The following is a 19,284-nucleotide window of genomic DNA, read 5'->3' as shown; positions in this document are numbered from 1 at the left end:
TCTGCTCTTTCGGATAGGCGCGCTCGTTGAACTGGATCACCGACTACAAAATCCCTATTGGCCCCGTCGCCAAATCCACCGTTGACTGGCTGACGTCGAGCGGCGAATGGTTTTTCGATAGGCTAGCCTTCGCTCTCTCGCACGTGATCGGCGCATTGCTCTTCATTCTGCAGGCGCCACATCCGCTGATCGTGCTCCTCGCCATCACGGCGATTGCCTATTGGCTCCGTCGCTCGATCGGCGTTGCGGTCTTCACCTTGCTCGGTTTGCTGCTGATCATGAACCAGGGCTACTGGAAGGAGACGACGGAAACGCTGGCGCTCGTTCTCGCCTCCACATTCGTCAGTATGGCGATTGGCATTCCGCTCGGCATTGCCGGGGCAAGACGCGCCTGGGTCTTCTCCATCATGCGCCCCGTGCTCGACCTGATGCAGACGATCCCGACATTCGTCTACCTGATCCCCGCACTCATTCTCTTCGGCCTCGGCATGGTGCCAGGCCTGATCGCGACCGTGATTTTTGCCATCCCTGCGCCGATCCGTCTGACCCGCCTCGGCATCATCTCGACACCGCCCTCCCTCGTGGAGGCAGCCGAGTCCTTTGGCGCAACGCCGACGCAGGTGCTGCGCAAGGTCGAGCTGCCCTTCGCGATGCCGCAGATCATGGCCGGTCTCACGCAGACGATCATGCTGTCGCTGTCGATGGTGGTCATCGCTGCGCTCGTCGGCGCCGATGGCCTTGGAAAGCCCGTCGTTCGCGCCCTAAACACGGTGAATGTCTCCATGGGCTTCCAGGCCGGTCTCTGTATCGTCATCTTGGCGATCATTCTGGACCGCATGTTCCGCACGGCAGGCGAAGGAGACGGCGCATGACCTCGGTCCGCTTCGACAATGTCAGCATCATCTTCGGCGATAAGCCACAAACTGCCCTCTCTCTCGTCGATCAGGGAAAGACCCGCGACGAGATCGGCGCCGCAACCGGTCTCGTTCTCGGCGTCGCCGATGCCTCGCTCACGATCGAGGAAGGAGAAATTCTCGTGCTCATGGGCCTTTCCGGCTCAGGCAAATCGACGCTGCTGCGCGCCGTCAACGGCCTCGCTCCCGTCGTGCGCGGCAAGGTTTCGGTTTCCTCGGCAACTGGCCCGGTAGATCCCTATGCATGCAGCCCGAAGGCGCTCCGCGATCTGCGGATGCACACCGTCTCCATGGTGTTTCAGCAGTTCGCATTGCTGCCCTGGCGCACGGTTGCGGAGAATGTCGGCTTCGGCCTCGAACTTGCCGGCATGCCGGACGCCGAGCGCAAGAAACGGGTCGAGGAGCAGCTTGAACTCGTTAACCTGACGAAGTGGGCGGACCGCAAGGTCAACGAGCTCTCCGGCGGCATGCAGCAGCGTGTCGGCCTCGCCCGCGCCTTTGCGACCGGCGCGCCGATCCTGCTCATGGACGAGCCGTTCTCCGCGCTCGACCCGCTGATCCGCACCCGCCTGCAGGACGAGCTTCTCGAATTCCAGCGGCGCCTGAAGAAGACGATCCTCTTCGTCAGCCACGATCTCGACGAGGCCTTCCGCATCGGCAACCGCATCGCCATCATGGAAGGCGGGCGCATCATCCAGTGCGGTACGCCGCAGGATATCGTCAAAAACCCTGCCGATCAGTATGTCGCCGACTTCGTCCAGCACATGAACCCGATCAGCATGCTGACGGCGCAGGACGTGATGCAACCGGGCCTTGGCCATGCGGCGGGGGCGAGCGTCAGCGCCACGGCGCGCGCCCAAACGCCGCTCGTCGATATTCTCGACGCGCTCGCCCGCCAGCCAGGCAGCATCGGCGTCGTCGAAAACGGCGCCATCATCGGCACAATTTCGGCTCAGGATGTCGTTGCCGGGCTGACCCAGCACCGGCGCAAAGAACAGGCTTGATCCGGTCGTCTGCTTCCGTCAAGAAAGTGGACATGAAAGATCAGGCTTCCGTACTCAGGGAAACGGACGAAGAAGCGCGCAAGCTCGCGCGCGTTCTTTTGCGTTCCGCCCGCTATGGTGCACTTGCCGCGCTCGAGCCCGCGACCGGCTTCCCGTTTGCGAGCCGCGTTCTGCTCGGCACAGATATCGACGGCGTGCCCGTCATCCTCGTTTCGGCGCTGTCGACGCATACGAAGGCGCTGGAGACCGACCCGCGCGCGTCCCTCTTGACTGGCGAACCTGGCAGTGGCGATCCCCTTGCGCATCCGCGGCTCACCACTCAATGCATTGCCGAACCGGTCGAGCGCGGAAGCGCCGTTCACCAACGCATTCGCACCCGTTTCCTCGACCGGCATGCAAAGGCGAAGCTCTATATCGACTTCCCGGACTTCCGTTTCTTCCGTCTCACTCCGCAGTCGGCAAGCCTCAATGGCGGCTTCGGCCGCGCCTATCTTCTGGAAGGTGCCGACCTCATGATTCTCTCGCCCGCGAACGAGGCCGTTGCAGCGCAGGCAGCGCAGACAGTGCGAGATTTAGTAGAGGAGCATGCCGACCTGTCTGAAGTGCTTGCGAAGCTTTTTAAGGCGCCGAGGAATGCAGCATGGCGCATATGTGGAGTGGATTGCGCAGGGTTCGACGCTATTTCCGGTGATTTGCTCAACCGTTGCGAATTTGAGTCACCCATCGAGAATGCGACGGACATTAAGTCACACATATCTAAAATAGCATACTCGCTACGTGAAATTTAGGTATATACAATCTTCCGGACCAGTTGCTACGTTTTGAACGTCCGCCAACCCCCGTCTAACGCCCTGTGCCTATACGGATACATAATTCGCTTAGGAAGATTGGAAATATGGAAACCACTGACCTTTCAGACCACTCTAACGTGGCGGCCGCCCTTTTATCAGCGATGGCGAACCCCAAGCGCCTCCTGATCCTCTGCAGTCTCGTCAAAGGCGAGGTTCCTGTCGGCGTCCTTGCGACCCAGGTTGGCCTCAGCCAGTCCGCGCTTTCGCAGCATCTGTCAAAGCTGCGGGCCCAGAAGCTGGTAAAGACCCGCCGTGACGCGCAGACCATTTATTACTCGAGCAATTCGGAACCGGTGATGAAGATCCTGGCGACGCTCGAGGACATTTATGCAGTCCAGGGCCGCAGCAGATCTGCAGCATAATAACGCAGACATAATGTTTGCTAAAAAAGCCGTGCTGCCAAAGGGATGTCTCCGAAACCGCACGGCAAGCAGTATTTCAGCACGATAGTATAATTTTGGCCGGCAAATCTCTCGATTTGCCGGTTCTGTTGTTTGCGAGAACGCTGCGGCGTTTCATACGCCAAGGGCCGGAACGCGCCATCGACGGCGTCCATGGCTTGACGCCTCAAGAAGCGCTGATAATTTGACCGAACAGTAAAAATATGGGCGCAAAGCCCCGGGGACGGCCCCGCGACGGCCAGGAGAACAGCATGTCCAATCGCCTCAACGCACCGAACGATCTTCGCGCCTTCTGGATGCCCTTTACGGCAAACCGGCAATTCAAGAAGGAGCCGCGCATGTTCGTCGGCGCCAAGGACATGTACTACACGACCCATGACGGCCGTCAGGTCCTTGACGGCACCGCCGGTCTCTGGTGCGTGAATGCCGGCCACTGCCGGCCGAAGATCACCGAGGCGATCCGCGAGCAGGCCGGCGAGCTCGATTATGCCCCAGCCTTCCAGCTCGGCCATCCAAAGGCCTTCGAGCTTGCGAACCGCCTCGTCGATATCGCGCCGGAAGGCATGGATCACGTCCTCTACACCAACTCCGGATCCGAGTCGGTGGAGACGGCGCTCAAGGTGGCTCTTGCCTACCATCGGGTGAAGGGCAACGGCTCCCGCTTCCGCCTGGTCGGGCGCGAACGCGGCTATCACGGTGTCAATTTCGGCGGCATCTCGGTCGGGGGCATCGTCTCCAACCGCAAGATGTTCGGTACGCTTCTGACCGGCGTCGACCACATGCCGCATACGCACCAGCCGGGCAAGAACACCTTCACCCGCGGTGAGCCGGAACATGGCGGCGACATCGCAACCGAGCTGGAGCGCATCGTCACGTTGCATGATGCCTCCACGATCGCCGCTGTCATCGTCGAGCCGGTCGCAGGTTCCACCGGCGTTCTCATTCCTCCGAAGGGCTACCTGCAGAAGCTTCGCGAAATCTGCACCAAGCACGGTATCCTTTTGATCTTCGACGAAGTCATCACCGGCTTCGGCCGCCTCGGCGCTCCCTTTGCAGCGCAGTACTACGATGTGAAGCCCGACATCATCACCACCGCCAAGGGCCTCACCAACGGCGTCATCCCGATGGGCGCCGTCTTCGTCACCTCCGAGATTCATGACGCCTTCATGAATGGCCCGGAGCACATGATCGAGTTCTTCCACGGCTACACCTATTCGGGCAACCCGATCGCCGCCGCCGCCGCGCTTGCCACCCTCGACACCTACAAGGAAGAAGGCCTGCTCACCCGTGCTGGCGAACTCGCGGATTACTGGGCCGACGCCCTTCACTCGCTGAAGGACTGCCCGAACGTCATCGACATCCGCAACACCGGTCTGATCGGCGCGATCGAACTCGACCCAATCGCCGGCGAACCCACCAAGCGCGCCTTCACCGCCTTCCTGAGGGCCTATGAGAACGGCTTGCTGATCCGCACCACAGGCGACATCATCGCCCTTTCCCCGCCGCTCATCATCGAAAAGAAGCACATCGACGAGCTCTTCGGCAAACTGCGCGGGATTTTGCAGAACAACATTTGAGACCGGCGCAAGCGTCTGCCCTCACCTTAGCCTCTCCCCGCAAGCGGGGAGAGGCTTCGCGCTAACGCGGGGCGGATACTGCCATCAGAATTAATCCATGCAGATTTCTCTACTGGTCGCGACGATGTTCATGGCCACAGCCTCGTCGAAGCTGCCGGAAGGCTTTTCGACGGGAGGAACCCTATACGCGGATTGTCTGAGCTCTCGTGAATTCGTTAAGGGCTACGTAACGGGGTGGCTAGAGAAGTGGGGACGGGACGAATACCTTGCTCGCCGGAACCTCGAAACGCCGCCCTTTCGAGCTGACAGAATGGTCGATGGTGCGTACTATGGCCAATCAGGTGGGATGAACTTTTGCCTTCCAACAAATGTGTCTGCCAAAGAAATATCGGACGATCTCTGCAGGTTTTTGAAGGCCAACCCCGCCGCCCATGATGCGACAGGTGATGATCTCATGATCGTTTGGATGAAAGGCCGCTTCGAATGTAACGGCAGATAGCCAGAGCGTTTTGGAACACGGACGGTTGCCAAAGCGCGTTGGCCACCTAGCCGCCGTCCCCCGAGTTAATACGCGGTGTCGGCCGGTAGAGCCGCCGTCGTTGGTTTCACGCATTCGCTCCATGGAACCACATCCATGAGAGAGCCGTGATTTCCGCGAACGCGGCGACCTCGATCGCGTTGCGGGTCGCTGCCCGCACACGTTCCCGGCAGGAAGGACGAGTTCATTTCCAGCCGGAGGTTTTCCATGCTCAAGTTCATGCTTCTTATCGCCTTGCTCGTCTCATTCTCCGCCCAGTCAGCATTCGCCGCCGTTGGGTTCCGCGAGATGATCTTGCCGGACGAACAGGGCAGCCGCCCCATGCATGTCAGCATCTGGTATCCCACGGACACCGACCGGGTGCCGGTACTGCTCGGCGAAACGCCCGCCTTCAGGGGCCAGCCTGTCGTCAAGGATGCCGAAACCCAGACCGGTCCTCACCCGCTGGTGCTTCTTTCACACGGCTATGGCGGCAGTTGGCGCAACCTTGCCTGGCTCGCAAGGGAACTAGTCCACAAGGGCTATGTCGTCGCAGCCCCCGACCACCCCGGCACGACCACCTTCGATATGCGGCCACCTGAAGCCGTAGTTCTCTGGAAGCGTCCGCGCGATCTTAGCCGCGTTATCGACGCGTTGCTTTCCGTTCGGGAGTTAACCGGCGGCATTGCGAGCGACCGCATCGCTGCCATCGGTCATTCGCTTGGCGGATGGACGGTCATCGAACTTGCCGGAGGTCGCTTCGATGCCAAGGGTGCAATGACGAATTGCATGACGCAGTTCGGCTCTGTCTATTGTAAGATATTCAAGGCGTTGGGTGTCGGGCGGGACGCAGCCTCTACTTTAGCGTTGGGTGCCGATCTCAGCGATCGGCGGATCGGCGCGGTCGTCACGCTTGACCTCGGCCCAGGACGCGGCCTTACGCCGCAAAGCCTCGCGTCCGTCCGCGTGCCAGCGCTCGTGGTCGGAGCGGCCGAGGATGTCGACAAGGAGACCGCCGCCAAAGCGGATATCGCCGCCACCAACAAGGACTCTGCCTATTTGGCCCAGTATCTGCCTTCTGCCACGACCTCCTATGCTTTCGTCCCCGGCTCTCTGCATTTCAGTTTCATGCAGTCTTGCAAACCGGGAGCGGCAGCGCTGATTGAGCAGGAAGCTCCGGGCGAAAGCATCGTCTGCAAGGATGGTCAGGGCGCGGATCGAAACGCCATTCATCGGCAAGTTGCCGATATGATCGTCGCCTTCCTGCAAAGAGCCCTTCCAACAAGGTAGATCGTGAAAACTTAAAAAAATCGCGATCGACGCCTGTTTCTTCCCGAATTTACCGAAGACGGGCCGCGCTTTGTTATCTCCTTGCGTAATCGCAGCAAAATTCATAGAAAATTGGTTGTGCCTTCCGAAGCCAAAAGTGGCCGGAAGGCGCGTTGACCGCACCGTAGCCGTCGTCTTTTGGCGCATCCCTTTGAGGTGTTGAGCGAACGGGTTTCGTTGTCGCGGCAGTCATCGCGGGCCGGAAGGCCCCACCCCAAGGAGAACGAAAATGAGTCTGAAGACTTTGACTGGCGCGACCCTTGTCGCATCGCTGGCCTTTGCGCCATTTGCCTATGCCGACATCACCATCGGCCTGATCGCACCGCTGACCGGCCCCGTTGCCGCCTATGGCGACCAGGTCAAGAATGGCGCGCAGACCGCCGTTGACGAGATCAACAAGAAAGGCGGCATCCTCGGCCAAAAGGTAGTCCTGAAGACTGCCGACGACGCGGGCGAGCCGAAGCAGGGCGTTTCCGCCGCAAACCAGCTCGTCGGCGAAGGCATCCGCTTCGTCGTCGGTCCGGTCACCTCCGGCGTCGCCATCCCCGCTTCCGACGTGCTTGCCGAAAACGGCATCCTGATGGTGACCCCGACGGCGACAGCACCGGATCTCACCAAGCGCGGCCTCACCAATGTGCTGCGCACCTGTGGCCGCGACGACCAGCAGGCCGAAGTCGCCGGCAAATACGTGCTCAAGAACTTCAAAGACAAGCGCGTCGCCATCGTCAACGACAAGGGCGCCTATGGCAAGGGCCTTGCCGACGCCTTCAAGGCAACGCTCAATGCCGGCGGTGTCACCGAGGTCATCAATGATGCGATCACCCCCGGCGACAAGGATTTCAGCGCGCTCACCACCCGCCTCAAGGCCGAAAATGTCGACGTGATCTACTTCGGCGGCTACCACCCGGAAGGCGGCCTGCTTGCCCGTCAGCTCGCTGATCTTTCCGTCAAGGCAACGATCATCGGCGGTGACGGCCTCTCGAATAGCGAATTCTGGAATATCGGCACGGAAGCTGCTGCAGGCACCGTCTTCACCAACGCATCCGACGCGACGAAGAGCGCTGACTCCAAGGCAGCCTCCGACGCGCTTGCCGCCAAGAACATCCCGGCCGAAGCCTTCACGCTGAATGCTTACGCGGCCGTCGAAGTCCTCAAGGCCGGCATTGAGAAGGCTGGCAGCGCCGAAGACTCCGAAGCTGTTGCCGCCGCCCTCAAGAGCGGCGAACCGATCGCAACCGCGATCGGCAAGCTCACCTATGGCGAAACCGGCGATCTCACCTCGCAGAGTTTTGCGCTCTACAAGTGGGAAGGCGGCAAGATCGTCGCCGCCGAATAAGGCCCGACAGTCGAATCCCATTGACCGGGCGTCTTATCGGCGCCCGGTTTTCATTTGTGGAGCAGTCTCGCTTATAGCGCTTTGTCCGGCACTTCAGCTATAACGGACGGATAGCCAGAACGAGGATGTCCATGACCACCAAGCTCGAACGCCTCATCGACCAGGGCACAGGCCGCGTGCCGGCCGATATCGTCTTGAAAGGCGGACGTTTCTTCGATCTCGTGACCGGCGAGTTGGTCGAATCCGACATCGCCATCGGCAGCGACCGCATCGTCGGCACCTGCGGCACATATGAGGGGGAAACCGAGATCGTCATCTCCGGCAAGATCGTCGTTCCAGGTTTCATCGACACGCATCTCCACATTGAATCCTCACTCGTCACGCCGCATGAATTCGACCGCTGCGTTCTGCCCTATGGCGTCACCACCGCCATCTGCGATCCGCACGAGATCGCCAATGTGCTCGGCGCCGACGGTATCCAGTTTTTCCTCGATTCGTCGCTCGAAACGATCATGGATATCCGCGTCCAGCTCTCCTCCTGCGTGCCTGCCACGCATCTTGAGACATCCGGGGCGGATCTGCCGATCGAGAAGCTCCTGCCCTTCCGCGATCATCCCAAGGTCATCGGCCTTGCGGAGTTCATGAATTTCCCCGGCGTGATCCACAAGGACCCGGTCTGCATGGAAAAGCTAGAAGCGTTCCAGGGCAGCCATATCGACGGTCACGCCCCGTTGCTGCGCGGGATAAACCTCAACGGTTACCTCGCGGCCGGAATCCGCACCGAGCATGAATGCACGACTGTAGCAGAGGCCCTCGAAAAGATCAGCAAAGGAATGCACATCCTCGTCCGCGAAGGTTCGGTCTCGAAGGACCTGAAGGCCTTGATGCCGATCATCACCGAGCGTCTGTCGCCCTATCTCGCGCTGTGCACCGACGACCGCAATCCGCTCGACATTGCCGAGCAGGGCCATCTCGACTACATGATCCGCACCGCAATTGCGAGCGGTGTCGAGCCGCTTGCGATCTACCGCGCCGCCTCGATCTCCGCCGCCCGCGCCTTCGGATTGATGGATCGCGGCCTCATCGCGCCTGGCTGGCGCGCCGATCTCGCCGTCATCGATAGCCTGGAGCGCTGCAAAGCCGAGATCGTCTTCTCTGCCGGCCGCCGCGTCAGCGATGAACTCTTCGCCACCCGCAAGCCGGTCGCGCCAGTGGGTCTCGACAGCGTGAAGGCGCGACCCGTCAGCGCCACTCATTTCGGCGTCCCGGCCACCGAAGGCGAGACGCCGGTCATCGGTGTCACCCCCGGCAAGATCATCACCGAATTTCGCCGGCATCGCCTTCCGGCAAAGGGAAACCAGACCGGCATCGATCTCGAAAACGACATCATCAAAGTCGCTGTCATCGAGCGTCACGGCAAGAACGGCAACCACGCCAACGGCTTCGTCCAGGGCTTTGGTCTAAAGAAAGGAGCGATCGCCTCCACCGTCGGCCATGACAGCCACAACATCTGTGTCGTCGGCGTCAGCGAGGATGATATGGCGTTCGCGGCCAACCGCCTCGGCGAAATCAAAGGCGGCTTCGTGGTCGTCGAGGACGGCAAGGTGACGGGCGAAATCGCCCTCCCCGTCGCCGGCCTGATGAGCCTCGAACCTTACGAAACGGTCCGCGACACTCTCCACCATCTCCGAAAGGCAGCCTACGCGCTCGGCGCGACGCTGGAAGAACCCTTCCTTCAGCTCGCCTTCCTGCCGCTGCCCGTGATCCCGCACCTGAAGATTTCGGACCGGGGCATGGTGGACGTGGACCGGTTTGTGCTGATCGGGTGAAAGGCATTTTGATAAGCCGTTGAAGTGATCCCTTCGACCGCCTGCGTCAAATGCGGCTACAATGCGCGCTCAGCGCTTCAAGCTGGATCGACTCTTTTCCAGCCAATTCGCCAGAGCCCGGCATGTCGACGTGCTCGCCAAGCGTCATTCCCACGGGCAATCTGAACTCCGCCGGCTTGCGGGTCAGGTTGAAGACGAAGAGCAGTTTCTCTCCATTTTTCTCGCGTGTGAATGCCAAGAGATCCTGATTTGTACCGATGAAATCCATATCGCCGTCAAGCAACGCTGGATGCCGCTTCCGGAATTCCAGCATCCGGCGATAATGAGTAAGGACCGAGTTTACGTCCTCTTCCTGCGTATCGACGGAAAGGGCTGCCTGCTCGTAGGGAACAGGCAGCCAGCTTTTCTCTGCCGACGTGAAGCCTGCATGCGCCTTGCCGGCCTCCCAGGGCATCGGCGTGCGGCATCCGTCGCGACCTTTGAAGGCAGGCCAGAAGCGGATGCCGTAAGGATCGCGCAGATCCTCGAAGGCAAGTTCCGCTTCGGCAAGTCCCAGCTCTTCACCCTGATAAAGGCAGATCGAGCCGCGCAGCGCCGCCAACACGGAAATTGCCAGCTTGGCGATCATCGGCCGCTCCTCCTCGGCTTTTGCGAAACGGCTCACATGGCGCTTGACGTCGTGGTTGGAGAAGGCCCAGCACACCCAGCCGTCGACAACCGTCTTTTGAAAGGTCTCGACGCAGTTGCGGATATGCGCGGCCGTGAAATCCGGTCCGAGCAGATCGAAGGTGTAGCACATGTGCAGCTTGTCGGCGCCGCTCGTATAGGCCGCGACAGTCTTCAGCGACCGCGCGCCGTCACCGACCTCGCCGACCGTCGCTCGCGCTTCATATTGATTGAGCAGCGTCCGGAAGCGCTTCAGGAAATCGAGGTTTTCCGGCTGCGTCTTGTCATGGAGATGGTTTTGCATGCCGTAGGGGTTGCTGTCCGGTGCATCGAGACCGCCGTCGCTCGTATCCGGCTCATGGGGCGGATTGTCGCGAAGCAGCTTGTCGCAGAAGTAATAGTTGACCGTATCGAGCCGGAAGCCGTCGACCCCGCGGTCGAGCCAGAACTTCACGGTCTTCAGCACCGCATCCTGGACTTCCCTGTTATGGAAGTTGAGGTCCGGCTGCGAGGTCAGGAAATTGTGCTGGTAATATTGCCGCCGTACGCCATCCCATTCCCAGCCCGGCCCGCCGAAGATCGAAAGCCAGTTGTTCGGCGCCGTGCCGTCGCGCTTCGGGTCGGCCCAGACATACCAGTCCGCCTTGGGATTCGTGCGGCTCGAGCGGCTTTCGACAAACCACGGATGCTGGTCGGACGTATGGGAGATCACCTGGTCGATGATGACCTTTAACTTCAGCGAATGGGCAACAGCCATCATCTCGTCGAAATCATCGAGCGTCCCGAAGATCGGATCGACGTCGCAGTAGTCCGAGACGTCGTAGCCCATGTCAGCCATCGGCGATTTGAAGAAGGGCGAAAGCCAGATCGCATCGACGCCGAGATTGGCGATATGAGGGAGGCGGCGGGTAATGCCCTTGAGGTCGCCGAGACCGTCACTGTTCGTATCCTGAAACGATCGTGGATAAACCTGATAGATGACCGCACCCCGCCACCACTCCGCTGCCTGTATCGCCATTTGCCGGATTCTCCGCGCCATTCGAAATGCGCACAGACTAAAGCCCGGAAAACAAAAAACAACTGCGCCGGCGACCTCTTTTGGGCGGGACGCACATAGAAAAGGAAACGCCGCCCACGGGCTTGTCCACACCTCGAGCAACCCTCTTTCATTGGGGGTTGCAACGCCAAACCTTTGCGATAAGGTGCGCATTGACTTGCACGTAACAGGTCAAAAACCGGGAACAAATGACTAAGAATAGGCAAAAAAGCCTGGAAAGGTGGCCCAATATGACCCATACAACGAAAAAATTTCTAGCCTCAGCAATGCTTGGCACATTGCTGGCTTTCTCGGCCCACGCGGTCACGCTCAATATCCACAATGGCGGCGATCCGGCATCGCTCGATCCGCAAAAGCTCTCCGGCGACTGGGAGAATCGCATTGCCGGCGACATCTTCGAAGGGCTGGTGGCTGAAGATGCTAAGCTCGATCCGATTCCGGGCCAGGCCCAAAGCTGGACCGTCTCGGATGACGGCAAAGTTTACACCTTCAAGCTGCGCGACGGCATCAAGTGGTCCGACGGCCAGCCGGTAACGGCCGGAGACTTCGTCTTCGCCTTCCAGCGCCTCATGGACCCGAAGAATGCCGCCGACTACGCCTATCTGCAGTTTACCATCAAGAATGCCGAAAAGATCAACAAGGGCGAGATCACCGATTTCAACCAGCTGGGCGTCAAGGCAATCGACGATAAGACGCTCGAGATTACGCTCGAAGCCCCGACACCGTATTTCATCGGCGCGTTGACTCACTACACCGCATATCCGCTGCCGAAACATGTCGTCGAAGCCAAGGGCGCGGACTGGGTCAAGATCGGTAACATCGTCACCAACGGCCCCTACAAGCCCGTCGAGTGGGTGCCTGGATCGCACGTTACAACCGTCAAGAACGACCAATATTATGGTGTCAAAGATCTGAAGATCGACGGCGCGAAGTTCTTCGTGCTTGAAGACCAGGAAGCCGCGCTGAAGCGCTACCGCGCCGGCGAGTTCGACATCCTTACGGACTTCCCGACCGATCAGTACGAATGGATGAAGAAGAACCTGCCCGGTCAGGCCCACGTGGCTCCGTTCTCCGGCCTCTATTACTACGTGATCAACTCGACCAAGCCGCCATTCAGCGACAAGCGCGTCCGCCAGGCTCTTTCCATGGCGATCAATCGCGAGGTCATCGGCCCGCAGATTCTCGGAACGGGTGAACTGCCGGCTTATTCGTGGGTGCCGCCGGGTACGGCCAACTACGGCGAGCCGGCCTACGTCTCCTGGAAAGATTTGCCCTACAGCGAGAAGGTCGTCGAAGCGAAGAAACTGCTTACGGAAGCAGGTTTCGGCCCTGATCATCCACTAAAGGCACAGCTCAAGTACAACACCAATGACAACCACAAGCGCATCGCCGTGGCGATTGCCGCCATGTGGAAGCCGCTCGGCGTGAATATCGAACTCGTCAATGCCGAGACCAAGGTGCATTATGATCAGCTGAAAAGTGGTGAAGTGGAAATCGGCCGCGCCGGCTGGCTTGCCGATTACAACGATCCGGACAACTTCCTGAACCTGCTCGTTACCGGCGTTCAGATGAACTATGGCCGCTGGTCTAGCCCCGAATACGACAAGCTGATCAAGGAAGGCAACGCGCAGACGGATCTGGCCAAGCGCGCCGAAATCTTCAAGAAGGCCGAGCAGCTGGCGCTGGACGATTCCGCCGCCTTGCCGATCTACTACTACGTCTCGAAGAACGTCGTCTCGCCGAAGATCGAGGGCTTCGTCGACAACGTGCAGGACATCCACCGTACGCGCTGGCTGTCGATGAAAGAGTAAGGAAAACGGCCCTTCCCGCGGTCTGCGGGAAGGGCCGGCCCACGATCATGATCAAATATGCACTCCGTCGATTGCTGTCGACGATCCCCGTTCTCTGGATCGCCGTCACAGCCTGCTTTTTCGTTTTGCGCCTTGCCCCCGGCGGCCCCTTCGATGGCGAAAGGCCATTGCCGCCGGTCATCATGAAGAACCTTGCGGCCCACTACAATCTGGATAAGCCGCTGATCCAGCAGTATATGATATATGTCAGCGACCTGTTGAAAGGCGATCTTGGTCCGTCCTTCGCCAGCGAAGATTTCACCGTCGGGCAGCAGATCTTGATCGGCCTGCCCTATACCTTCACGATCGGCACCGCCGCCTTCCTGCTCGCCATCCTTGTCGGCGTTACCGTCGGCTGTCTGGGAGCGCTCTACCAGAACAAGACGCCCGACTATGTCCTGGGCGCACTCATTCTGATCGGCGTCGTGCTTCCCAACTTCCTGATCGCCCCGATCCTGCAGCTCGTTTTCGGTATCCGTCTCGGATGGCTTCCAGTCGGCGGCTGGGGTGACGGCTCCTTCAAATTCCTTGTCATGCCAATCGTCGTTCTGGCGCTGCCGCATGCCGGACGCATATCGCGCATCACACGCGGCTCGATGATCGAGGTCATGAACCAGAACTTCATCCGGACGGCCAAGGCAAAAGGCATCGGTCCGCGCCTGACGGTCATGCGCCACGCGCTGAAGCCCGCCATGATGCCCGTCGTCTCCTATCTCGGACCGGCGGCAAGCTATCTTCTCACCGGCTCGCTGGTTGTCGAGAGCGTCTTCGGACTGCCCGGCATCGGCCGCTATTTCATCACTGCAGCGCTGAACCGCGACTACGGCATGGTTCTCGGAACGGTCATCTTCTACATGGTGCTGATCGTCTTCCTCAACCTTCTCGTCGACATCGCCTATGCGTGGCTCGATCCGAAAGTGAGAAACCGATGATCCTCAACCCCGCAAAACGCGAGCTGCTCGCCGCCGAGTTGCTGCAGGCCGAAGGCCTAGCCCCCGAAGGCCGCTCGCTCACCAAGGATGCGCTTCGGCGCCTGTCACGCAACAAGGCGGCGGTAATCTCCATCGCGGTGCTGGCGCTGCTCGTCCTCCTCGCCTTTCTCGGCCCTTATTTCATTCCCTTCAACTATGAAGATCCGGACTGGGCCGCCTTCCGCACACCTCCGGACTTTGCAAGCGGGCATTACTTCGGCACCGATCCGAACGGCCGCGATCTTCTGGCCCGCGTGCTTTACGGCACCCGCGTCTCGCTTGCCGTCGCGCTGACGGCAACCGTCGTCTCCGTCGTCATCGGCGTGCTCTACGGCGCCGTCTCCGGCTATATCGGCGGCAGGCTGGATTCGGTCATGATGCGTTTCGTCGACATAATGTATGCACTCCCCTACATCCTGTTCGTAATCTTGCTGATGGTGATCTTCGGCCGTAACGTCTATCTGCTCTTCGCCGCGATCGGCGCGCTGGAGTGGCTGACCATGGCCCGCATCGTCCGCGGCCAGACACTGTCGATCAAGCAGCGCGAATTCATCGAGGCTGCACGCGCCTCAGGGCAGAGGCCTTTCAAGATCATCCTCAAGCACGTCATTCCGAACCTCGTCGGCCCGGTGGTCATCTTTGCGGCACTTACCGTTCCCGAAATCATCGCCACGGAGAGCTTCCTTTCCTATCTCGGCTTCGGCGTTCAGGAGCCGCTGACCTCGCTCGGCACGCTGATTGCCGAAGGCACCGATGCAATGGAAAGCATGCCCTGGCTGCTGGTCTTCCCGGCAAGCTTCCTCGTCGCCCTGCTGCTCAGCCTGCTCTTCATCGGCGACGGCCTGCGCGACGCGTTCGACCCGAAGGATCGCTAAACGATGACCGACAACCTTCTCGAACTCAAAGACTACTCGATCACCTTCGAAACGCCGGACGGCCAGGTGAAGGCCGTCTCCAACATGAACCTCACGATCAAGCGCGGCGAGCGCATCGCGATCGTCGGCGAGTCCGGCTCCGGCAAAAGCCAGACCTTCCTAGGCATCATGGGGTTGCTCGCCAAGAACGGCAAGACCAGCGGCCAGGCGCTGCTCGAAGGCAGGGATGTGCTGTCGCTGAAGCCACGTGAACTCGATCAGGTGCGCGGCAAGGACATGGCCATGGTCTTCCAGGACCCCATGACCGCCTTGAATCCGTCTCTCAGGATTTCCCGCCAACTGACGGAACAGCTTGAGGTTCATCGCGGTTTCACGGCGCGCGCAGCTTCTGCCGAAGCGCTCGATATGCTGAAGCGGGTCGGCATCCCCGACCCCACGCGCCGCTTCAACCTCTATCCGCACGAGCTCTCGGGCGGCATGCGCCAGCGCATCGTGATTGCCATGGCATTGCTTACCAAGCCGAAGCTCCTGATTGCCGACGAGCCCACCACCGCGCTCGATGTCACCATCCAGGCCCAGATCCTCGATCTCTTCAACGATCTGACGGCCGAGATGAATACGGCGCTCGCGATGATCACCCACGATCTTGGCGTCGTTGCCGGCCTCGCCGATCGCGTCGCAGTCATGTATGCCGGCCGCATCGTCGAGGAAGCGCCGGTCGATGAGCTCTTTGAAAATCCGGCACATCCCTATACGGCGGCACTGCACGCAGCGATCCCGCGCCCGGACCAGGACGTCGACCAGCTCGTCGTCATTCCCGGGCGGCCGCCGAACCTGCAGCACCTGCCGAAAGGCTGCAACTTCTCGCCGCGCTGTCCCAAGGTAGAAGACGATTGCATCGATCGTCCGCCGCCGCTCGAAACGCTGTCACCGCGCCATTGCGCAGCCTGCTTCCACCCCTTCCCGCGTATCGAGGAGCTTCTCAATCATGGCTGAACGATCGCTGTTGAGGGTCGAGAACCTGACGACCCAGTTCGAACTGCCCTCCAAAGGCTTCTTCAAGCCGCCGGTGATGCTGACGGCCGTCAACAATGTCAGCTTCGACTTGAAGGAGGGCCGCACGCTCGGCATCGTCGGCGAATCCGGCTGCGGAAAGTCCACGCTCGGCCGCTCCATCCTGCGGCTCCTACGCTCGCAGGAGGGCCGCATCCTCTGGCAGGGCCGCAATCTGCTGGACCTGTCGGACGAAGAGATGCGCGCCGCGCGCCGCGACATGCAGATCATCTTCCAGGATCCGATCGCATCGCTCGACCCGCGCATGACGGTCGGCGACATCATCGCCGAGCCGCTGAGCGTCTTCGAGCCGAAGCTTTCCAAAGCGCAGCGCCTCGAACGTGTTCGCGAGATCATGAGCGCTGTCGGCCTCGTGCCGGAAATGATCAACCGCTACCCGCATGAATTTTCCGGCGGTCAAGCACAGCGCATCGGCATTGCCCGCGCGGTGGTGACGAGGCCGAAGCTCATCATCTGCGACGAGCCGGTATCGGCCCTTGACGTTTCGATCCAGGGGCAGGTCATCACGCTGCTGCGCAGGCTCCGGAAAGAGTTCGGCCTGACGCTGATCTTCATCAGCCACGACCTTTCCGTCGTGCGGCTGATCTCGGACGACGTGCTGGTGCTCTATCTCGGCAAGGTGGTGGAAGCCGGCGATTGCCAGACGGTCTTCGAACATCCTGCGCATCCTTATACGCAGGCACTGTTTTCGGCCGCACCGATCCCCGATCCGAAACTTGCCCGCCAGCGCACACGCATCCGCCTTCAGGGCGATCCGCCCTCGCCGCTGAACCCGCCAAAGGGCTGCGTCTTCTCGCCTCGCTGCTGGAAGGCGACGGATATCTGCCGGACGGAAATGCCGCCGACCGAGCATGTGCGCCCGGGTCAAACGGCAGCCTGTTACCATATGGACCGGTAAATCGCGTCCGCTCTGGGTCAGCTCGCGCGCAACACGCGCGTTGCCCAGCGCCTGCCCCGGAGCGGAACAATCGCGCTTCGGGGCAGTTCTCCCCTTACAGCATGCGGGTCACTGCAGGGTTCCGAAGGAGGAAAAATTGCTCAAGCTGATATCCAATGCCGGCCTTGTGCTGGCGCTCACACTAGGCGCTGTCGCGCCCGCGTCCTTTGCTCAGGCTCAGGACGTCCAGTTCCGTATCGGCCCGGACGGCGTGCGTATCTACGAACGCGATCGCTATGATCGTTATCGCGACGACTACCGCCGGGGCTGCAGCCCGCGCGAGGCACAAATCGCCGCTCGCGATTCCGGCCTCCGCCGACCTGAGGTCGTCCGTGTGACGAGACGCAGCGTCACGGTACAAGGCTGGACGCGTTACGGCCCGGACCGCATCGTCTTCGCCAACCGCCGCGGCTGCCCGGAGATCGGATAGGCAAACGAACGATTTGCGCCATGAGCCCGCCGTCACACCGGCGGGCTTGTTCACCAACTATTTCCGGGTCGGTATGCCCCGTTTGGTGAGACTGTAACGTCTTGACGATTGCCCTTCCATTGGCCTCCGCTAAGAGGGTTCTGCCCAATCATGGGTGGGGGATTCTTTCATGGTATACAAATGCAGCGCTGCTGTTTGCGACCGCCTTTCCAGCCCGGGCCGAAGATCTGGCGTTCAATCTCATCAACGGCACCCAGTCCGAGTTGACGCGTATCTACACCTCTCCGACGGGCATCGAAGAGTGGGAGGATGATGTTTTCGGCGAGCAGGTCCTGAAACCGGGCGAAACGATCAGCATCACCATTGCCGATGGCCGCGATGTCTGCAAATACGACATGCGTTTCGAATTCGACGAGGCTTCCGAGCTCGATGCGACCGAAGACACGCAGGATCTCTGCCAGCTCGGCAGCTACACGATCCACGAATAGCAATCCGCCTTTGGTCTTCAAACCTGCCTCGCAAACAGAGCGGGCTGGCTCTTCCGGTGCTACCGTTCGGCAAACAGGCCGCAACCGGCAATGCCGGTGCTTGCCTCCAAACGCCTCTGCGCGTAAGCAGCAGACGCGGAGATTTTTCGGGAGGCAGTTTTGAACGGACGGTTCTTGTCGATCGGTGAGTGCATGGTGGAGCTTTCGCAGGCAGGCGGCGGCCTGCTGAGAAAGGGTTTCGCCGGCGATACGCTGAACACCGCCTGGTACGCTCGCGCCTGCATGCAGCCCGCCTGGAGCGTCGATTATTTCACCGCGCTTGGCGATGACGCCATGTCCGACGAGATGATCGCCTTCTTCGAAGAAGCAGGCATCGGCACGAAGCTCATCAGGCGCATCAAGGGCAAATCGCCCGGCCTTTACATGATCAACCTCAGGAACGGCGAACGCTCCTTCAGCTACTGGCGCGACAACTCCGCCGCCAGGCAGCTTGCCGCCGATCCCGACCGATTGCGCGAAGCGATCGAAGGCTCTGACGTCGTCTATTTTTCAGGCATCACGCTCGCCATTCTGCCGCGCGAAGACGCCGACACGCTGCTTGCCGAAACCCGCCGCGCCAAGGCTGCGGGGAAATTCGTCGTCTTCGATCCGAACATCCGCCCGCGCCTCTGGACGAGCTATGACGTCATGCACACGACGATCAGCGAAGGCGCCCGCTCCTCTTCCCTCGTCATGCCGAGCTTCGACGACGAGGCCTTGCATTTCGGCGACGACTCCATCGAAGCCACCATCCATCGCTACCGTGCCCTTGGCGCACCGAACGTGCTGATCAAGAACGGCGCCGACGGCGCCACGCTGGACTTTGCCGGCCAGCAGAACTTCGTGCCGGCCGAAAAGGTCAACGAGGTCGTCGATACCACCAGCGCCGGCGACAGCTTCAACGGTGCGTTCCTCGCCAAATATCTCGAGACGAAGGATGCGGTCGCCAGTGCCTGTTTCGCAGTGAAGGTTGCTGCGCGTGTCGTCAGCGAGCACGGTGCACTCGTGGCAAGGGATAAGCTCGGGCTCTGAGCCCGATCAGCAGCCTGTAATAAATCCATCACAGAGAAGCCTCAAAATAAGCACGCGGGAATCACGTTCCTTACGCCCGCTTGGGGTTGTGCCGTTGCCGTCCGATA

General features: G+C 60.5%; 18 protein-coding genes. 17 read left to right on the top strand and 1 reads right to left on the bottom strand.

The features are described from left to right. Positions 1-26: 26 nt before the first annotated feature. The 9 genes from choW to ade all read left to right on the top strand — a co-directional run bounded on the left by choW (position 27) and on the right by ade (position 9,758). Positions 27-872 carry a choline ABC transporter permease subunit gene (choW, locus tag BLP23_RS11700; RefSeq protein WP_022714157.1) on the top strand — a complete coding sequence of 282 codons (846 nt, stop codon included), beginning with the start codon at positions 27-29 and terminating at the stop codon, positions 870-872. Further along, positions 869-1,918 (top strand): choline ABC transporter ATP-binding protein, encoded by a 1,050-nt coding sequence (choV, locus tag BLP23_RS11695; protein WP_022714156.1) that lies wholly within the window; start codon positions 869-871, stop codon positions 1,916-1,918. The genes choW and choV overlap by 4 nt, the downstream gene beginning before the upstream one ends. A gap of 32 nt (positions 1,919-1,950) precedes the next feature. Beyond that, positions 1,951-2,706, top strand: coding sequence for a HugZ family pyridoxamine 5'-phosphate oxidase (locus BLP23_RS11690; RefSeq protein WP_092585555.1), 756 nt, complete (start codon positions 1,951-1,953; stop codon positions 2,704-2,706). A gap of 107 nt (positions 2,707-2,813) precedes the next feature. Beyond that, on the top strand, positions 2,814-3,131 hold the full coding sequence (locus BLP23_RS11685; RefSeq protein ID WP_022714154.1) for an ArsR/SmtB family transcription factor: 318 nt from the start codon (positions 2,814-2,816) through the stop codon (positions 3,129-3,131). A 290-nt stretch (positions 3,132-3,421) separates the two neighbouring features. Further along, positions 3,422-4,747: an omega-aminotransferase AptA gene (locus tag BLP23_RS11680; protein ID WP_092585057.1), complete on the top strand. Its 1,326-nt coding sequence runs from the start codon at positions 3,422-3,424 to the stop codon at positions 4,745-4,747. A 97-nt stretch (positions 4,748-4,844) separates the two neighbouring features. Beyond that, a complete protein-coding gene (locus tag BLP23_RS11675) occupies positions 4,845-5,246 on the top strand; it encodes a Rap1a/Tai family immunity protein (RefSeq protein WP_092585056.1) in 402 nt (133 codons plus the stop codon). A gap of 246 nt (positions 5,247-5,492) precedes the next feature. Continuing rightward, positions 5,493-6,554, top strand: a complete 1,062-nt coding sequence (locus tag BLP23_RS11670; RefSeq protein ID WP_092585055.1) for an alpha/beta hydrolase family protein — start codon at positions 5,493-5,495, stop codon at positions 6,552-6,554. A 268-nt stretch (positions 6,555-6,822) separates the two neighbouring features. After that, positions 6,823-7,929, top strand: a complete 1,107-nt coding sequence (locus BLP23_RS11665) for a branched-chain amino acid ABC transporter substrate-binding protein (RefSeq protein ID WP_092585054.1) — start codon at positions 6,823-6,825, stop codon at positions 7,927-7,929. A 131-nt stretch (positions 7,930-8,060) separates the two neighbouring features. Next, complete coding sequence (gene ade, locus BLP23_RS11660) at positions 8,061-9,758, top strand: adenine deaminase (protein ID WP_092585053.1); 1,698 nt, start codon at positions 8,061-8,063, stop codon at positions 9,756-9,758. A 46-nt stretch (positions 9,759-9,804) separates the two neighbouring features. On the opposite strand, the gene bglA is transcribed toward ade, so the two are convergent. Further along, entirely contained in the window at positions 9,805-11,442 is a 1,638-nt protein-coding gene (gene bglA / locus BLP23_RS11655; protein WP_092585052.1) for a beta-galactosidase BglA, read from the bottom strand. Between the two features lie 269 nt (positions 11,443-11,711). Here bglA and BLP23_RS11650 point away from each other — a divergent pair, with 269 nt between their 5' ends. The 8 genes from BLP23_RS11650 to BLP23_RS11615 all read left to right on the top strand — a co-directional run bounded on the left by BLP23_RS11650 (position 11,712) and on the right by BLP23_RS11615 (position 19,177). After that, on the top strand, positions 11,712-13,292 hold the full coding sequence (locus BLP23_RS11650; RefSeq protein ID WP_092585051.1) for a peptide ABC transporter substrate-binding protein: 1,581 nt from the start codon (positions 11,712-11,714) through the stop codon (positions 13,290-13,292). 47 nt (positions 13,293-13,339) lie between these two features. Next, positions 13,340-14,263: an ABC transporter permease subunit gene (locus BLP23_RS11645; protein ID WP_092585050.1), complete on the top strand. Its 924-nt coding sequence runs from the start codon at positions 13,340-13,342 to the stop codon at positions 14,261-14,263. Then, entirely contained in the window at positions 14,260-15,177 is a 918-nt protein-coding gene (locus BLP23_RS11640) for an ABC transporter permease subunit (protein WP_092585049.1), read from the top strand. Before BLP23_RS11645 ends, BLP23_RS11640 begins: the two co-directional genes overlap by 4 nt. Positions 15,178-15,180: 3 nt before the next feature. Next, positions 15,181-16,173 (top strand): ABC transporter ATP-binding protein, encoded by a 993-nt coding sequence (locus BLP23_RS11635; RefSeq protein WP_074069096.1) that lies wholly within the window; start codon positions 15,181-15,183, stop codon positions 16,171-16,173. Beyond that, positions 16,166-17,149, top strand: coding sequence for an ABC transporter ATP-binding protein (locus BLP23_RS11630; protein WP_092585048.1), 984 nt, complete (start codon positions 16,166-16,168; stop codon positions 17,147-17,149). The genes BLP23_RS11635 and BLP23_RS11630 overlap by 8 nt, the downstream gene beginning before the upstream one ends. Before the next feature lie 136 nt (positions 17,150-17,285). Next, positions 17,286-17,618 carry a hypothetical protein gene (locus BLP23_RS11625; protein WP_092585047.1) on the top strand — a complete coding sequence of 111 codons (333 nt, stop codon included), beginning with the start codon at positions 17,286-17,288 and terminating at the stop codon, positions 17,616-17,618. 161 nt (positions 17,619-17,779) lie between these two features. Next, on the top strand, positions 17,780-18,106 hold the full coding sequence (locus BLP23_RS11620; RefSeq protein WP_092585554.1) for a hypothetical protein: 327 nt from the start codon (positions 17,780-17,782) through the stop codon (positions 18,104-18,106). 159 nt (positions 18,107-18,265) lie between these two features. Further along, positions 18,266-19,177 (top strand): sugar kinase, encoded by a 912-nt coding sequence (locus BLP23_RS11615; RefSeq protein WP_092585046.1) that lies wholly within the window; start codon positions 18,266-18,268, stop codon positions 19,175-19,177. Positions 19,178-19,284: the final 107 nt, after the last annotated feature.

The organism is Rhizobium mongolense subsp. loessense, assembly GCF_900099775.1.
Taxonomy (GTDB): Bacteria; Pseudomonadota; Alphaproteobacteria; order Rhizobiales; family Rhizobiaceae; genus Rhizobium; species Rhizobium loessense.
Note: the sequence above shows the minus strand (reverse complement) of the source record. Positions and strands in the feature narration are given on the sequence as shown.

What these genes read in the sequence shown, in the direction of transcription:
- BLP23_RS11640 (WP_092585049.1), top strand. Translation starts at nt 14,260, where the DNA reads ATGATCCTCAACCCCGCAAAACGCGAGCTGCTCGCCGCCGAGTTGCTG.
- BLP23_RS11650 (WP_092585051.1), top strand. Translation starts at nt 11,712, where the DNA reads ATGACCCATACAACGAAAAAATTTCTAGCCTCAGCAATGCTTGGCACA.
- BLP23_RS11680 (WP_092585057.1), top strand. Translation starts at nt 3,422, where the DNA reads ATGTCCAATCGCCTCAACGCACCGAACGATCTTCGCGCCTTCTGGATG.
- BLP23_RS11685 (WP_022714154.1), top strand. Translation starts at nt 2,814, where the DNA reads ATGGAAACCACTGACCTTTCAGACCACTCTAACGTGGCGGCCGCCCTT.
- BLP23_RS11635 (WP_074069096.1), top strand. Translation starts at nt 15,181, where the DNA reads ATGACCGACAACCTTCTCGAACTCAAAGACTACTCGATCACCTTCGAA.
- bglA (WP_092585052.1), bottom strand. Translation starts at nt 11,442, where the DNA reads ATGGCGATACAGGCAGCGGAGTGGTGGCGGGGTGCGGTCATCTATCAG.
- BLP23_RS11675 (WP_092585056.1), top strand. Translation starts at nt 4,845, where the DNA reads ATGCAGATTTCTCTACTGGTCGCGACGATGTTCATGGCCACAGCCTCG.
- BLP23_RS11630 (WP_092585048.1), top strand. Translation starts at nt 16,166, where the DNA reads ATGGCTGAACGATCGCTGTTGAGGGTCGAGAACCTGACGACCCAGTTC.
- BLP23_RS11645 (WP_092585050.1), top strand. Translation starts at nt 13,340, where the DNA reads ATGATCAAATATGCACTCCGTCGATTGCTGTCGACGATCCCCGTTCTC.
- ade (WP_092585053.1), top strand. Translation starts at nt 8,061, where the DNA reads ATGACCACCAAGCTCGAACGCCTCATCGACCAGGGCACAGGCCGCGTG.
- choV (WP_022714156.1), top strand. Translation starts at nt 869, where the DNA reads ATGACCTCGGTCCGCTTCGACAATGTCAGCATCATCTTCGGCGATAAG.
- BLP23_RS11665 (WP_092585054.1), top strand. Translation starts at nt 6,823, where the DNA reads ATGAGTCTGAAGACTTTGACTGGCGCGACCCTTGTCGCATCGCTGGCC.
- BLP23_RS11670 (WP_092585055.1), top strand. Translation starts at nt 5,493, where the DNA reads ATGCTCAAGTTCATGCTTCTTATCGCCTTGCTCGTCTCATTCTCCGCC.
- BLP23_RS11690 (WP_092585555.1), top strand. Translation starts at nt 1,951, where the DNA reads ATGAAAGATCAGGCTTCCGTACTCAGGGAAACGGACGAAGAAGCGCGC.